The organism is Buttiauxella ferragutiae (assembly GCF_022637515.1).
In the GTDB taxonomy this organism is placed as follows: domain Bacteria; phylum Pseudomonadota; class Gammaproteobacteria; order Enterobacterales; family Enterobacteriaceae; genus Buttiauxella; species Buttiauxella ferragutiae.
Genome location: NZ_CP093332.1, coordinates 1768193 through 1785190, shown reverse-complemented (window position 1 = coordinate 1785190; position 16998 = coordinate 1768193). Strand labels below are relative to the sequence as shown.

The window sequence follows — 16998 nt, the reverse complement described above, 5'->3', positions numbered from 1 at the left end:
ATACCTACGTTAGTACCTTATGTAAATAATGATTTTTATAGCAAATATAAATTAATAAAGACAAACTTATAATTTCTGTCAGAAGGATTGATAATGCACCACCAAAAGCGCCCAGATAGAAACAAAGTATAAATGAGTAGAAAATATGCAATGTTGCTGTTATTGCAGGTATGATGGCATACACTCTTTTTTTACCATGAGGTAATAAAATGAAATTTGCCAATATAACAGACATCGGTACCAACATAATCATTGGAGACATAATTCTTAGTATATCTGTCAAACCATCAAATCCTTTCCCAAGTAGCATGGGTGCGATTACAGGAATGAGAAAATAAAAAAATACAAATGCTCCACCACATAAAACAAATTGCAATATAAATAGCACCTTAATAAACTTCCAATAGCCATCAGTATTTTCAGAAAGCAATGCATTAACCCGTGGATATATCGCTTGCCCCAGTATTAAAAATACGCCAATCATGGCAGTACGCAGTTTATCTGAAGCAACAAAAAGCCCAACTTGTTCGAAAGTACTTGTTAAACCTAAAATTAGAGGAGTACTAAGTATATATAAACTAATAGCCATTGTTCCCAAGAAAAGAGGTACGGAATCTTTTATAGCCTTGAGAATATCGAGTTTAAAGAATGAAGGCCGTTGAATTAATCTACCATGATAAATAAACATTAGTGATATTAACGATGCAAAAAATAGAGGGAAAGATGTTACTACCGCCGCCATTACTATATCACTAGCACTATGTACAAAAAGTAGTAACAACGGAATAGTGCTTAATTTAGACATCATTGTTACTACTGATATCAAACTTAGTTTCTCAACACCCTGAAAAAACCACACAGGAAAAAAAACACTGCCTAGAATTTGCGGAATCATAACCACGAAAAGAATACTTAGGCCATTAAATTGTGGTGTAAAATAAATAATAAAATAAAAAATGATTATAACAATTAAAGCTAAAAGCATTTTGGCATAGATAGTCTCCCAAAACACTAATGATATATATCCAAAGTCATCTCGATGATCAGCAATTTTTTTAGTCGCGGTAAAATTGAAACCAAAGTCAACAAAAAGAACTGCATACTGAATAAATGTAATCGCCGTACTTAAGGCCCCATAATCATGTAAACCGAGCACACGAGTCAAATATGGCAGTGTGACAAGAGGAATAAGATAACTCACTCCTTGCATCAACAGTAAATACATTATATTTTTGAGTAGTTTTAGATTCATCCTATAACACCAACAGTTTCCCGTCAAAAATTGGAAGTAAAAACGCCGGTCATTGTAATTAGAGAACAACTGGTGATTATTGTTTTATGGCAATCTCATCGTATATATAATGAATTTTATCCCAATCTGATCCATATGAAAAAACTGGACTAATACTTTCAGTTAATTCCTGTCGGTTTACAGTCCTTTCAATAGCATGGCTCCATTCTTCAGCATTAGTAGAGGTGCAGTATATTACACGCTGATAATCATTTAACACCTCACGGCTATACTCTAAGTCAGAAGCAATTATTGGAACCGAAAGCTTAGCTGCTTCAACAAGTGGTACGCCAAAAGACTCAAGAATAGAAGGGAACACTAGTGCTCTTGATTTAAGAAGTCTATTAAGTACATCATCTCGACTTACCTTTCCTAGAAATATCACAAACTCAGCGAGTTCACAATGCTTGATTTTATTTATAATCCTTTCACTTAAAGATTCTATTTCTAGTGTGAAAACCAACCTTACGTGATTGTTCCTTAAAAACTCTTTAGATAATAATGCAAATGCATCAATCAATATCTCATGATTTTTATATGAGTATTCTGCTGCGGGGTAGAAAAAATCATTCCCTCCTTCGTATGTCCAAGTTCTTACCAAAGAAATATCAACATTAGGTTTGACTATTATAATGTCAGACTCTTTCCGCTTCAATCTGACTTTAACCGCTTTATTCATCCAATGTGTTTGGACTATAATTTTTTTTGCAAACGCATTATTGAGCCTCATATATGCAAAGTATATATATTTGTACATATTATACCTAAGCTCCACCCTATTAAAGAAGTTAAATTTAACATCCGAGAATGGTATTGGCTGATGGATAAACACTATTTGTGGGCATGATGTTCTCACGGCAACATTTTGCATATTAAAACACAAACTAGGCTTTTCTTGCTTTACGAAATTATTAAAACCATAGAAATCAAAATAAAACCGTTTATACAATGTCTTAGTATCTACAATCCTGTATTCAACATTATCAATCTGAGGGAGTTTATTTAATGCTTTCTCATTAATATAAACTATATAAAAATTATTATCTCTTTTTATATAACCAACCAAGTCATTCAAAACTGAAAGAGCTCCACCCTCAACTGCAGCAGTTGCGATAATTATAATTTTCATTTTACGATAGCCATGTATTTAAATTAACATTCATAATATCTTTAGACACTCCCTAGCGTGTATTCCAAATTACAATAGCGAGCTAAGTGAGGAACTGATTAATAAAGACATGAGCACTAATGATTTACATATAGCACTTCTTTTTCTGATTCCATAAAAAACAAATCCATTCACCTGAGTCGGCATTATCAAAATACATTTGAAATATCTGAAACGAAATTCCAGGAGTCACTAAAATTATAAAGCATAATGCATAGTAGGTGTCGCTTAATGTCCTTACAACACAATTCACATTACAGCTGTCATCATATATGTATACATGCTCTGTTTATCTTTTAACATTTTAAAAATACTAACAACAGTTATTATATTGTTGAAATAAAAATGGCGTAATGCCAATAAAAGTTGGAGACTGAAATGTAATCCACCACATATACATTGCACTTATATACACTATTTAAATAAAATAAAAAAAATCAGCTAGTACTCAATGATACTTTCGCCGTTTCAGGATGAAACGGACCTTCTTTTACTTCTAACATCATTGCTTTTGATGTAATGCATTCTACACTATGTATATCACCAGGTAAAAACTCCACAATGGATTGATCCATTTCAGGGCCAGCAACAAAACTATCAATAACATTCCCGTCTAGATCATACAAACAAACTTTTATACAACCTTCTATTACAAGAAACATTTCCCATTGCGTGGCCAACTCATGATAATGTGGTTCTACAAAACTATTTTGAACCATTGCAATCAGTAAACGTTGAACTTTGTCCGCATGAGATTTATGGAGTAAGTAGTGAGCTCGCTTTCGTTCAGAAGAAAGAGCTTCCTCATATAAACAGTTAAAAGTGTTTTTATCAATTAATTTCATTTTAGCCTCCTAATTTAGACACAATCAGTTGTGCCGCTGACTCAACAGAGAATTGATTAATTAATAATTGTTTAGCGTTCATCCCTAGTGATTTTCGTAATTCATCATCAAGAAATAATTTCTGAGCAGATGAAAATAATAAATCATCTTCACCATTTACATGAATAAATCCAGCATTGTTGCTATTAACAATATCCAATAAATCATTTCCAGCATTAACACTACCAAGAATAGGTAGAGATTCAACCATATAACCCAATAGTTTCCCAGGGAAATTATGAGCGCTATGTCTTGCAGATAAAGAAAAAAGACCCACATCAACTTCTGCTAAAATACTTTTAAATTCATCCTGATTAACAGATGGTAAGTAGGTAAAATTCTCAAGGTTCCACTCTTTTGCAAGATTATTAATCAAAGATACTTCATCACCTTGGCCTACGAACAGAAAATGAGCATTATCATAACGCTGCATTTTTTTTACCAAGCGCATTATATTGGCCATATCCTGCGCAAAACCTATGTTACCGCCATAAAAATAAATAACTTTATTATTTAGATTAAGACGCTCACGTACAGAAATATAACCATTATTAATTTTGATGATATTTTTAGTACTTGCCCAGTTTCTTAACACTTCACAAGAAAATGCTTCATTCCACACTTCAAATAATTCAGAATTCCTTTCCGACATAACTCCAATTTGATCTGCTTGTTCATAGGTTTTACGTTCAAAATATCGAAAATATTTCACTAATACTGAGTTTTCTTTCAACAAACCGGCATCAATGACCCATTGAGGGAATACATCACGTAAAACGAGATAAGCTCGGCAATTGCAAAGCATTTTCAATTTCTTAACTACCCCTCCCCAGAAAATAGAAGGTGAATAATATATCAAACCATCAAAACTATTTGAGTTCACATGATGACGAATAGCATTCCAAGCTTTAAACGATAACAATGTTTCATTAATAGCTCGACGTAGTTTTGAGACATCTTTAATTGGCCCACTTTTGAACTGCCAAACTGTGATACCATCTAGTTCAAATACCTTTAGTGTCTCTTTTTGTTGAGAATTTGGAGTTATTACCGTCACTTGATGACCGCGTAATTTTAACTCAATGGCCAATTCATGGAACATTTTTGCACCCACACGTGTGCTGTAGGGCAGATAATCATCAATAACAAGAGCCAGATCCATTAATATTGCTTCCAGACCACACGCATAACATAATCAGTATATGAGTGGATAATCCTGACAACTTTATCTGAAACATTTGGCATGCTGTAATCAGATACCTGCCTTAGCACTCTATCTACACCGCGGGGTTGTGATTCCAAAATAGTTAATGCTTGCAATACTCTTTCGGACTCAAGGCCAACCATCATTACTGAAGCCTCTTCGAATGCTTCTGGGCGTTCGTGAGCTTCGCGAATATTAACTGCGGGGAAATTCATAATGGATGATTCTTCCGAAATAGTTCCACTATCAGAAAGTACTGCTCGTGCGTTTTTCTGCAGATGATTGTAGTCATGAAAACCCAGAGGTTTCAACAGCTGGATATTTTCATGGAACGATATACCTTGAGCATTAATGCGATTACGAGTCCGTGGATGAGTCGAGACAATCACTGGAAGTCCATATTTCTCAGCTATAGTATTGAGAGTATCCGCAAGTTTGGCTAATTGCTTGGGTGAATCAACATTTTCTTCACGATGCGCACTAACTACAAAGAAATCAAATTGATTTAGATTTAAACGAGTTAAAACATCGGAACTATCTATCTGAGGCATGTAATGCGTTAAAACTTCAAACATCGGGCTTCCCGTTTTTATTACACGGTCAGGTGGAATGCCTTCAGCTAACAAATAGTCACGAGCAATACTACTATATGTTAGATTAATATCTGCAGTGTGATCTACAATTCGACGATTTGTTTCCTCAGGGACCCGCTGGTCAAAGCACCGATTACCTGCTTCCATATGAAAGATAGGTACTTTACGTCGTTTGGCAGGAATTGCAGATATACATGAGTTCGTATCACCAAGAACCAGCATCGCTTCAGGTTTAATACTTTCAAGTACTTCATCAATTTTGATAATTACTTGACCAATTGTCTCTGCAGCATTTTTACCTGCGGCATTTAGAAAAAAATCAGGTTTTCGAACACCCAAATCATTAAAAAATACTTCATTTAATTCATAGTCATAATTTTGACCAGTATGAACTAAAATATGCTCACAGTATTCATCAAGTTTAGCCAGAACACGAGAAAGTCGTATAATTTCTGGACGAGTTCCAACAACAGACATTACTTTCATTTTTTTCATTATAAAACTCTCGTAATTGTATCAGGCGCTTCTCTATCAAATATCTCATTTGCCCATAGCATAACTACCAACTCAATATCACCGATGTTAGTTATATCATGGGTCCAGCCAGGAACGGTTTCGACTACCTGGTAAGAATCCGAATTAACTATTAACTCATATCTTTCATGAGTGATAATATGCTCAAATCTAAAAAGAGCCTTACCTTTAATCACAAGAAATTTTTCATTTTTCGTGTGATGATAATGCCCACCACGTGTAACCCCTTTATGAGCAGTGAAAAAGGAAAATTGCCCTGAAGTTTTAGTTTTTAACATTTCACAAAATACACCTCTTTCATCGGCATACGCTGGAATATTGTAACTAAATTGTTCAGGACTTTGGTAACTCAGCCATGTGGAATATAAAGCTCGTTTAAATCCTACCCCAACATCATCAATAACTAAACTACTACGACTTATTTTAAACCCTTTCAAGATCCCCGCAACTTCACCAACTGTAGTGTGGTACTCCGGAGATACTCGCTGATACCCACTACCTCTATTTTTTTTAAGTAACTTTATTAATTCATCACAAAGATCATCGATATAAATAAGTGTTACTGGCGTTTTTGGGTCATTTATTGTTATTTCAATATCATTTGTAATATTATAACAAAAAGTTGCAACGAATGAGTTGTAATTAGGTTTACACCATTTTCCAAACACATTAGGAAGACGATAGATATAATAATCTGCCTCAGATTCCCTACCATATTTTTCAACGATAGTTTCAGCTAGTGCTTTACTTTTTCCGTAGCCATTATCTGCTAATGCTTGTGTTGAAGAACTAAGTATAAATGAAGCTTTAGGATTGTGTTCCTTGAGATAATCAACAATGCTCTTTGTTAGATCGGCATTTCCTTCAACGAATTCCGACTCATTAATAGGCCGATTAACTCCTGCTAAATGAAATACAAAGTCTGCAGAATTTAATCCTGAATATAAAGTTGATTTAGGTGTATTACGATCAACACGAATAATATTCTCATAGCCAGTATCTTCAAGACGTATACATAGATTTCGGCCTATAAATCCATCTGCACCGGTAACTAAAATTTTCATATTAAGAATCCAGTTCGTATTTTTCACCAGCGCGTAGTGCATTTATGAACGAAAGCTTGAGTAATAGTGTTTTCATTCCCTCGACATCAAGTCGCTGAGTATTATGCGAATTATAGTCAGCGACTTCAGTGATGCGTTTATCACCTTGCTCAACAAATTTCCCATAGTTGAGATCACGGAGGTCAGGAGGAATACGGAAGTAATCGCCCATATCTTCTGCAGCAACCATCTCTTCGCGGCTAAGCAAAGCTTCATAAAGCTTCTCACCGTGACGTGTGCCAATAATATTTATAGGGTGCTCTTCTTGCTTTAATAGTGATTTCAATGCAATTGCTAGCGTTTCAATTGTCGCTGCTGGAGCTTTTTGCACGAAAATATCGCCGTTGTTACCGTGTTCAAATGCGTACAAGACCAGATCAACCGCATCTTCAAGGGTCATCATAAATCTAGTCATATTAGGGTCAGTGATCGTTAGTGGCTGGTCCATTTTTATCAAATCAACAAATAATGGTATTACTGAACCTCTCGATGCCATGACATTGCCATAACGCGTTCCACAAATAACTGTTTTTGTTTTATCTACATTACGAGATTTTGCAACCATGACTTTTTCCATCATAGCTTTTGATATACCCATTGCATTAATAGGATATACAGCCTTATCAGTACTTAAACATACCACTCGTTTCACTGTGTTTGCTATCGCAGCCTCAAGCACATTTTCAGTCCCTAAAACGTTTGTTTTAACCGCCTCCATAGGATGGAATTCACAGGATGGTACTTGTTTTAAAGCGGCTGCATGATAAATAAAATCGACACCACGGGTGGCATTAAGGATACTGTGATAATCTCTTACATCACCTATATAAAATTTTAATTTTGGATTATTATATTTTTTACGCATATCATCTTGTTTTTTTTCATCACGACTGAATATCCGAATTTCTGCAATATCTGTATTAATAAATCTAGTCAGCACAGCATTACCAAAAGATCCTGTACCACCGGTTATTAATAAAATTTTATTTTTGAACACAATCAACACCTCTAATAATATGTTTTTTAAGAATCTCAACTATTTTCGCAACTCTTTTGTCTTGAGACCCATATTTACTTACAATTGCTATACTTTTTTCGTGTCTTTCTTCGACACTTGTATCAACTATTGCTGCGTATATTGCAGCCGCATAACTATCTATACTTAAGCAATCATAGTAGTGAGCATAGTCAGCACATATTGATTTTGAAAAATCAAACGATGGCACAATTAATGGTTTCAAAGCTGACATAGCTTCTATGTAACTAGTAGAAAAAACCTCCAGTACACTAGGTTGTAAAACAACATCATGTTCAGTATATATTTTTAAACTGTCTTTATGCTCGTAGCCTCCAATATTTTGAAAGCTTGAATCAATATTCAAATCTTTGGCTATAGCTAATGTTTTTTTATACGCCTCTTTGTCATTTATAGTCAAAGTGATCTTTACCTCAACTCCATATTTTTCTCTTAACCTAGCTATAGCCTGTGGTATTCGCTCTAGATCTTTATGCTGGTAATACGCCGTTGGTACTAATATTCTCGTTATCGAATTTATTTTACTTTTTTCCTGATGAGAGTAATCATTTAGATAGTTTAGAAATTCAGGAGAAATAGAATTATATACAATGTATATATCAGAATTATTTCCCAAAATGCGCTTTAAATTATTAGCAGATGATTCAGTTTGAGTTATCCAAGCATCTGCTTGCTTAATTTTATATGTTTGATATTTAGTTCTTAATCGTATTTTTAACTGGCTTAAAAAGCCGCCATACAGTTCATAAGCATAATCAGATGCACCCAATATATATGGATTGCTGCATCCCATAACATGAGGAACACTAAATTTAACATATGCCGGCCCTGCTGAACTATATACCAATTGTGGTTTGATATCTTGCACTATCGAACCCAACAACCGTCTAGCTCTTAAAGAAAATGCGGGGCTTTCATTTAAGACAATAAATTTATGAGGTGGTAGAAGTTGCTTAACCTGAGCGTAGACTTGAGGACTCAAAATAAAATACCAATTAAGACCAAATCCCTCAAAGTTAATTACTCCCCTAATAAAATGTACAGCATTCTGTACTGCACCACCAATAACATTTGTTGCACAGTTAAATATAATCTCTGGTGAACTAGGGCTTCTCATTATTTTATTTTTCTAATAAAATGTTGAACATTTAATGTGTTTGCAGTTGAGCAATACTTTTTGTTAAAAACACTCTCTATATTTAAACATTTATTTCTATATACACTCAAGTCACACAATTCATTTAGTAAAATTTTAATGTTATCTTTTTCAGGATCGAATATATATCCAATATATGGAAGCTCCAATGATATATCACCTATGCTATTGCTTACCACAGGTATACCATAAGATAATGCCTCAACATATTTTGAAGGGAACCCGGCCAATGAATATCTTTTTTTATCTCTGAAGAACACACAGAAATTTATTTTCCCATACCAACTATAAACTTCAGTCATAGTTATTCGCCCGAGAAATATGCAGATTTTATTTAGTTCTTCTTTTCTATTCACAAAAGTAGGATACAGTAAATGAAAATCATCTAATGTTAAACCAGCGATATAGAACTTTACGCCTGGGTACATGGTAGTATCTATTGATATAAGTTTATTTACAAACCCTGCAAGTTTATCTTTTTTTCCTGGAGAACCAGCATAAAAAAAATTTATAGCATTAGTATTTATTGATTTTGGAGAGCCGTTGTATTTTTCGGCAAGCGGTGGTATTTTTATTATATTTCTCCCCAGATTATTGAAATAATCATTTAGGTAATCGGAAATAACTATTACATTTTTGAATAGAGGATAAGCAATTCTCATTCGCGACCAATTTTCAATTGATGCTAATCCAAACCTGCCACCAGGTAAGTGCTCGCTTTGATACCATTCAGTGGAGTCTAATGCGATTTTCTTTTTATAGAAAAAAGCATATAATAAACTTAAGAGTGCAAAAACAAATGGTGGATTATACAATATAATAAGTGAAATTTTATTTCTATTAGTTATCATCCATTTAATAACTCGCCCTCCCATAAATAAATGGTTAACTAACCTTAGTAATTTAGTTTTTTTATGTTTTCCTAATAGCGAAAAAGATACCTTTCTAGTTTTTTTTGATACAACTTTCTCCTGTAATACCCCTGACTCCCATCCACCAACAGTAATGTGTTTGCATTCCTCTAGGCCTTCTATAATTTTTACAACTTGATCTACTCGTTTACCGGCAGCGTCCTGATCTGGATACCTGAATGGTCCAGTATAAAATACAGTAAATGTATCCATTTATTAATCCTAGCCTTTGGTATCTATTTGTCAGTAATATCTCTAATGCCATATATTATTAGTTTTATTTATCCTATTTCTACACTCGGCATTACATAAATAATCAAAGCAACGATTGTCATACAATAAAGCATATATAGAATAAAGTAGTTGACACTAAATCCTATAGCGTAACATTTTTCTGAAACGATCCAAGTCATGAATATAAGAATTACATTTGAAATGAGTATTGCGTAGCTAACACCGATAATCCCCCATTCTTTCCCAGCTAAAAACATTGCAACAAACAGGAAAATTGTATTTAAAATATAAATATATGATATAAATTTAACTTTTCCACTAAGCTTAATACCTGAATCAACCATTTCTTTAATTACTAAAAGTGACGTCGCAACTATCAATACATATGAAACATACTCGGCCTCAAAATATTGTTCGGCCACATAAAATTTAAAAATAACATGAGTTATTATCAACATCACAGGAATTAAAGGGATTAAGAGTACTATCACAAGCTTAAACAATTTTCTAATTTCAATATTATTTCTATTTTCTTTAGAATATAACATTGGATACCAAACCATACAAAAAGCAGTAAGTCCAACTAGCATTAGAGATGAGATTTTGTTTGCGATTGCAAAAACACCAACAATTGACTGGTTAAAAATCCATAATAATAAAAAGCGATTGCCATACTGTGATAACGCACTTGCAACTCTTGCTGGTAATTGAGGCAATGCAAAACCCCATAATTTATTTGTATCTACGCAGCTAAACTTTAATGATATTTTATCTTTAATGAAAACAAGCGATAATATGCTAGACAATATATATGATATTAGCATGGCTAGCAAATATGCTCGAATACCCATGTGAAGAACCACCACACCATAATACGCGCAGACCACAAATAATATCGTCTGAGTAAGATTCAGTATTGCAATATATCTTATCGGTTTTGAGTACCTGACAATCAAACCATTAATAATAAACATGTTACCAAATACAATACTTGCTGCTGTAATCATTACATCTGGGATCAGCATTTCATTTTTGAAATAAAAATACATCAATAAAGGGGATGCCACTATTGTAATTAGTGCAATTATAGAGGACAACTTAGCCACTGTGAAAATAGCAGCCTTAGAGATTGATTCTCGCTCATAATAAAACCGCTGTACGGCTGTATCAATTTGACACATACCAAGCACAATCAGGATGTTATAGCTAGATAGAATTATTTCTAATCTCCCCATTTCCGTGGGGGATATATAATGAGTGAATACAGGAGTGAGCAGGAATGGTAATAAGCGTGAAATTCCTGACACAAGTAAAAAAATTATAATTTCATTTAGAAATCGTTTTATCATATGATTATTTCAATATATATGATGTAACTTCAGCAGTTTGTAATTATAACAATTATTAAAGACGCTCTGTTTCTCATTTCCATTTCAAAAGCATTTAAACATTTAATCACAAGAAACAAGCATTACCAATCGCTAATATTTATTTCCCATGCTGAGGATTAATATAAAGTATATTCTTCAGTTAATTTCTTTCAGAATTAAATTACTTTTATATCATCTATCTCAGGCATGGATTTAGCCCCAGGCATGCTACCGCCCCTGGCTCAACAGCTACCAGTGGACTGAACTTCTTCTCGTACTACCCGTTTCGCCAGGTAGCGACCTACATTTTGCAACACATTCGGATATTCAGGATGATGAATATTCGAATACGCAGCGGCAATTGTTATACCCGATTTTACCCAAAAAAAAAGGCAGTCAGCCGCAGTAAAGTTACAAAATTGTAACCGCACCGCCACTTTTGACTGCCATTCTTTTCATCAGACACCTATCTTCATTGATTACAAAGCAATCAACGAGCTAACAATTTCTGAATGCTATCCCTGAACTTCTGGCCTTCTTTATGGTTACGCAGACCATACTGCACAAATGCCTGCATATAACCCATTTTCTTGCCACAGTCGTAGCTTTCGCCGGTCATCAACGCAGCTTCCACTGCTTGTTTTTTGCTCAGTGCCGCAATGGCGTCGGTAAGCTGGATACGGCCCCAGGCACCCGGTTCGGTTTTCTCGAGTTCAGGCCAGATATCTGCAGATAAAACATAACGCCCTACCGCTGCAAGATCGGAATCCAGAGTCTGTGGCTGGTCAGGTTTTTCCACGAAATCAACAATGCGACCAATCTGCCCGTCGTTGCTCAGAGGTTCTTCAGTGGTGATCATCGAGTACTCAGACAAATCTACGTTCGGCATACGTTTTGCCAGAACCTGGCTACGCCCCGTTTCTCTGAAACGCTCGATAATTGCCGCCAAATTATAACGCAATGGGTCAGCGCTGGCGCCATCGAGGATAACGTCAGGTAATACAACAACAAATGGGTTATCACCGATGATAGGGTGAGCACACAGAATGGAGTGACCAAGACCCAACGGTTGAGCCTGACGCACGTTCATAATGGTCACGCCCGGTGGGCAGATAGATTGAACTTCCGCGAGCAACTGGCGTTTAACACGCTGCTCAAGCAGAGCTTCAAGTTCGTATGAGGTGTCGAAATGGTTTTCCACAGCATTCTTTGAGGAATGCGTCACCAGCACGATTTCTTTGATACCGGCAGCCACAATTTCATCGACGATATATTGAATCATCGGCTTATCGACTATCGGTAGCATCTCTTTTGGAATCGCTTTTGTGGCAGGCAACATATGCATACCCAAGCCTGCTACCGGAATAACTGCTTTCAAATTAATCATATTCAAACCCACCTCAAAATGGTTCGGGGATTATAGTCTTTTCGTGCGCTGATGCCAGCATGAATTGATCCCCAAAAAATAGACCTTCATCTTAACGCTCTCAAGAAAGTACGCAAAACCAAAGTCTTGATTTAAGCCTTTCAAAAGCTCGGATAAATCGCAATCTGATTTGACAATCTACTTATTCACCGCTGGCAGAGCAAAATTCAATCCACTGGTGTTCACGTGTTGATGATCTACCCGGTCGATATCCACCGAACTACTGCCCTTCTCGTTCACCGCACGCACATTGGCAAGCGACAGCAACGTATCCTCTTTGGCCATAAAACGGCCACGCACGTCTTTACGCAAATCGAAGTTTAGCTTCAACGCTGGACCGGCTTCAGAATACTGCATCACATCGATGTTTCTCAGAAACAAGTGTTGCGGTTTGTTATGCAGTTCAAGCGTTGCGCGTTTCATCGCCACATTGGTAATCGCTACGAAAGATGTCGCATTGCCTGATGAAATTTGGATACCCCTACTTTTAAGCCGCATGTCCGTATTATCAAGCGTAATATCATTTAGTTTAAAATTTTGCGGAATAGACAAGTAGTTACCTTTAATTACCCCGTAACCAATCAGAAATCCCGCGCTGTTGACCATATCGACGTTATCAATAACGAAATTATCACAGCCATAAATAGCCACTGTCGCGTTATCGATGCCTGCATTCTTACTAAAAGTATGATTGATATTTCGAGCTTTAATATTGCGAATAACGAAGTGTTTACCGTTCTCAACGTGGACTAGCTGGCGGCAGTTGCTACCCGTAATATTGGCAACAACAAAGTTTTTCACCGCCTGATCTTCCGGATATTCGTTGTCGTAGGTGCTGCCCGCCAGACCAATGCCGATCCCCCAATTGATCTTCCCATTGGTGCAATCAATGTTTTCAATCACATGGTCGGAGATAAGCAAATTGTGGTCGTTGATTGCCACGTTCCATTCGATGGCGTCACCCTGCAATCGACTAAAATGGCCATTGGTGATCTTGACGTTTTCCATCCGGTTGTGGAAACCCTGCCGCAAAATGGCGTAGTTCGCATCGTGTACCGTAATGCTATCAATCACCAGGTTGCGCATGGTGCGCTGGTCTTTGCCGCCGATGTAGATTTGCGTCACTGGCACAAAGCCGCTCATATCAATGCCTTTGATGGTGCAGTTTGAACCCCGCACATCAAGGGTGATATTGTTAAACCGCCCGCCCTTCTCGCCCAAAATCTGGCAGCCGTCTTGCAGCACAAAACGCCCTTTGCCGTTGCCCTTCAAACCACCCGCAACCAACAAGGTTTTCCCCTCCGGTATAAAAATCGCAGTGTTGATGTTATCGCAGACTACATCGGCGGGAACGCTGACAGTATCAGCCGTAGTAAAAGCCTGTTTGAAGGCGGCAATCCAGTCGCCGCTATAGAATTTTTGCACGCTGATTGCGCTGTTGCCCGCTGCCGCGAACACGCTACGTGGCAAGATGAATGGCACCGCGGCCAGCACGGAACTGGCTTTGAGTAACTGGCGGCGTGAGGAAGAGAAGGAAGTGTGGGGAGTTTTAGACTGTTTACGCATACGTCCTCATTACATACTTAACATCTGTAACTGGCGAGCTAAGTTCTGATAGATAATTTTTTGATTGAACTCGGTTTCAACTTTCTTACGAGCCAAATTCAGCATCGGTTTTAGCTCGCTTTCATCGATATTGCCGAAGTCCTGCAAGCTATCTGCCAGCGCTCCTGCATCGTTTTCTGGTACCAGCCAGCCAGAACGCCCCGAGTCAATCAACTCCGGGATACCGCTGTGTACGGTAGAAAGCACCGGGATCCCGACCGCCATCGCTTCCATCAGCGCGACAGGGATCCCTTCCATATCGCCGTCTTCACCCGTGACCGACGGCAGCAAGAATAAGTCGGCTTCATCGAGCATCGCTTTCACTTGGTGATTCGGCTTAAAGCCAGGCATAAACACCACATCGTCGAGCTGATACTGTTCGATAAGCGTGCGCAGGCGCGTTTCCCAGGGGCCGATACCAAGAATGTTGTAACGAAAGTTCACGCCGCGCTCTTTTAACAACAAGCAGGCGTCAATCGCCACATGCAGTCCTTTCTTCTCGGTCAGCCGTGCCACCGAGATAATCTCCAGCGTTTTAGCGGGAGCTTTCACGCGGCGCTGCGAGAAGCGCTCCATATCGACGCCCATGCGTGACACGCTAATTTTGTTGACTGGGCAGCCCATTTTTTGCAGACGCCCTGCCCACAAATTGCTGATTGGCAACATCAAGTCGCCACGGCTAAAGAGTTTTTGATATTCAGGGGTGTAATGCGCCAAAGCCTCACGACCAGAAATGTCGATGCCGTGGAAAACCGTGGCGATCTTGCCTTTCAGCAAGCCAAGTTCACGCAGTTTTGCCGCTGTCACACCCGCCGGGCCGAAGTGGGCAATAAAGACGTCAGCCTGCACAGATTGTGGGTTACGGCCACAAATCGAGGAGAGAATCAGATTACGAGCTTCATCGCCATAGCGTTTTGCATTGAGCGCGCGCCAGGTTCGTGGGCGCAGCGAACCGCGCAAAGTATTCAACACGCGGGATTGCAGTTTTGCGACCTTGCCCGCAGGCTCGTCCATCAGCCAGGTGGTTTTCTCGGCGAGCTGGTACTCTTTGAAAGCCGAATGGGTATGGGTCAAATCGCCCTTTTGAATGGCGACGATTTCCACTTCATAGCCCATATCAATGAACGCGACGATTTGGTTAAGCACGAAAGTCTCGGATGCCACCGGAAATTTGAGCAAGAAGAAGCCGACTTTCATTTCACCCCCTTCACGCGCGCCAGAACTGACTCCACCATGCGCAGGCCATCTTCACGTTCGGCACGCACGGCATGCGCGAGGCGTTCATTGATTGCCGGCAATTGCCCTAACACATCCGCTACCACGCTCTGTAAGGAACCATTCAACAACTGGCGGATTTCGATCGCCATTTCCGGCATGCCTAGCTGCTTCATAATGCCTGCGGATTTGTGTTCATAGTTGATGGCAATCGCTGGGGTGCCGAAGTTCATCGAAATAATGGCGGAATGCAGACGCGTGCCAACTGTCAGCTCACATTCACCGAGAATCTTGCCCATTTCCAGGTCATTAAGCTCATCCATGACGACGTGATATTGCTCGGGAGAGTTCACATACTGCCGCAGGTTAAGCGCCACCATGCGGTCATCCTTGTTGTAACTGTCGATACCGGTACAAGTCGAGAGCGCCAGTACCTGATAACCCTGGTCAATCACGCGATTCACCACCGAGGCGAATGCCTGCTCATAGGCTTGCTGCGTGGTGCCAAGACGTTTGTCAAAAGGTGCAAGTTCACGCAGCGTAATGGCGACCGTTTTCTTGCGTTTGATGGTATTGAGCCAGTGCTGCACCGCGTAGCTCGGCACAAAACTGTCATTGTGATGATCCACCAACCAGGCGGTATCGACGCCCTGCTCCACTTTGCTGCTATCGATGTTACTTTGGTTCATCAAATCCAGGCTGACGGTTTCGCGTAAAATCAGCGCCTCGGCATGGCCGAAAACATAGCTCGCCAGGTGGTTAAATTGCGGGTCCTGGAATGGTCCAACGCTGTGACCAATCATGTAGACCGGCTTTTTCGCCATAAAACTGCACAGCGCGTGTTCAAACTGCGAAACGCCATACAAATCGACAAAGAACGAACCACCGACCTGAATAATCGCGTCATACTTTTGCAGCGACTTAACGAAATCGATAAACCCTTGTGGGATAGAGATATTACGCAAGCGCCCGTTGTCAGTGGCTTTCGCCATCAACACCTGGTGCTGGTACTTACGGCGCAGGACTTTTTTCACGCGCCCCATCAGCCCGACCGCGTTGTTATGTTGTTTCATCTGCTTATACAGACCGTCACCCAACACCGGGCGACCCAATAGCCAGGCCGAACTCACTGGATAACGGCTCATGACATCGACCTGCACGCTGTCATCAATCGTGGTGATGGCATCAATCAATCCGCGCAGAATGGCGCTGTCACCGCGGTTGCCGCAAGTGTGGTTGCCAAGAATCAATAACTTCATATAGACCTC

General features: G+C 38.8%; 14 protein-coding genes. All 14 read right to left on the bottom strand.

Annotation, left to right across the window (positions count from 1 at the left end; translation table 11 throughout):
• Positions 1 to 4 precede the first annotated feature (4 nt).
• Entirely contained in the window at positions 5 to 1252 is a 1248-nt protein-coding gene (locus tag MNO13_RS08050) for an oligosaccharide flippase family protein (RefSeq protein WP_241939738.1), read from the bottom strand.
• A gap of 76 nt (positions 1253 to 1328) precedes the next feature.
• Entirely contained in the window at positions 1329 to 2420 is a 1092-nt protein-coding gene (locus tag MNO13_RS08045; protein ID WP_241939737.1) for a glycosyltransferase, read from the bottom strand.
• A gap of 476 nt (positions 2421 to 2896) precedes the next feature.
• On the bottom strand, positions 2897 to 3304 hold the full coding sequence (locus tag MNO13_RS08040) for a WbuC family cupin fold metalloprotein (RefSeq protein ID WP_241939736.1): 408 nt from the start codon (positions 3302 to 3304) through the stop codon (positions 2897 to 2899).
• Between the two features lies 1 nt (position 3305).
• Complete coding sequence (locus tag MNO13_RS08035) at positions 3306 to 4505, bottom strand: glycosyltransferase family 4 protein (RefSeq protein WP_241939735.1); 1200 nt, start codon at positions 4503 to 4505, stop codon at positions 3306 to 3308.
• Entirely contained in the window at positions 4505 to 5635 is a 1131-nt protein-coding gene (gene wecB / locus MNO13_RS08030; RefSeq protein ID WP_241939734.1) for a non-hydrolyzing UDP-N-acetylglucosamine 2-epimerase, read from the bottom strand. Before wecB ends, MNO13_RS08035 begins: the two co-directional genes overlap by 1 nt.
• On the bottom strand, positions 5635 to 6738 hold the full coding sequence (wbjC, locus tag MNO13_RS08025) for a UDP-2-acetamido-2,6-beta-L-arabino-hexul-4-ose reductase (RefSeq protein ID WP_241939733.1): 1104 nt from the start codon (positions 6736 to 6738) through the stop codon (positions 5635 to 5637). The genes wecB and wbjC overlap by 1 nt, the downstream gene beginning before the upstream one ends.
• Position 6739: 1 nt before the next feature.
• Positions 6740 to 7774: a UDP-N-acetylglucosamine 4,6-dehydratase/5-epimerase gene (gene fnlA, locus MNO13_RS08020; RefSeq protein WP_241939732.1), complete on the bottom strand. Its 1035-nt coding sequence runs from the start codon at positions 7772 to 7774 to the stop codon at positions 6740 to 6742.
• Positions 7761 to 8930 (bottom strand): glycosyltransferase, encoded by a 1170-nt coding sequence (locus MNO13_RS08015; RefSeq protein WP_241939731.1) that lies wholly within the window; start codon positions 8928 to 8930, stop codon positions 7761 to 7763. The genes fnlA and MNO13_RS08015 overlap by 14 nt, the downstream gene beginning before the upstream one ends.
• Positions 8930 to 10093: a glycosyltransferase gene (locus MNO13_RS08010; RefSeq protein WP_241939730.1), complete on the bottom strand. Its 1164-nt coding sequence runs from the start codon at positions 10091 to 10093 to the stop codon at positions 8930 to 8932. Before MNO13_RS08010 ends, MNO13_RS08015 begins: the two co-directional genes overlap by 1 nt.
• 68 nt (positions 10094 to 10161) lie before the next feature.
• Complete coding sequence (locus MNO13_RS08005; RefSeq protein ID WP_241939729.1) at positions 10162 to 11463, bottom strand: lipopolysaccharide biosynthesis protein; 1302 nt, start codon at positions 11461 to 11463, stop codon at positions 10162 to 10164.
• A gap of 511 nt (positions 11464 to 11974) precedes the next feature.
• Positions 11975 to 12871, bottom strand: a complete 897-nt coding sequence (gene galF / locus MNO13_RS08000) for a UTP--glucose-1-phosphate uridylyltransferase GalF (protein ID WP_121815309.1) — start codon at positions 12869 to 12871, stop codon at positions 11975 to 11977.
• 177 nt (positions 12872 to 13048) lie between these two features.
• A complete protein-coding gene (wcaM, locus tag MNO13_RS07995; protein ID WP_241939728.1) occupies positions 13049 to 14476 on the bottom strand; it encodes a colanic acid biosynthesis protein WcaM in 1428 nt (475 codons plus the stop codon).
• A 9-nt stretch (positions 14477 to 14485) separates the two neighbouring features.
• On the bottom strand, positions 14486 to 15712 hold the full coding sequence (wcaL, locus tag MNO13_RS07990) for a colanic acid biosynthesis glycosyltransferase WcaL (protein WP_241939727.1): 1227 nt from the start codon (positions 15710 to 15712) through the stop codon (positions 14486 to 14488).
• Positions 15709 to 16989, bottom strand: coding sequence for a colanic acid biosynthesis pyruvyl transferase WcaK (gene wcaK, locus MNO13_RS07985; RefSeq protein ID WP_133521880.1), 1281 nt, complete (start codon positions 16987 to 16989; stop codon positions 15709 to 15711). The genes wcaL and wcaK overlap by 4 nt, the downstream gene beginning before the upstream one ends.
• Between the last annotated feature and the right edge of the window lie 9 nt (positions 16990 to 16998).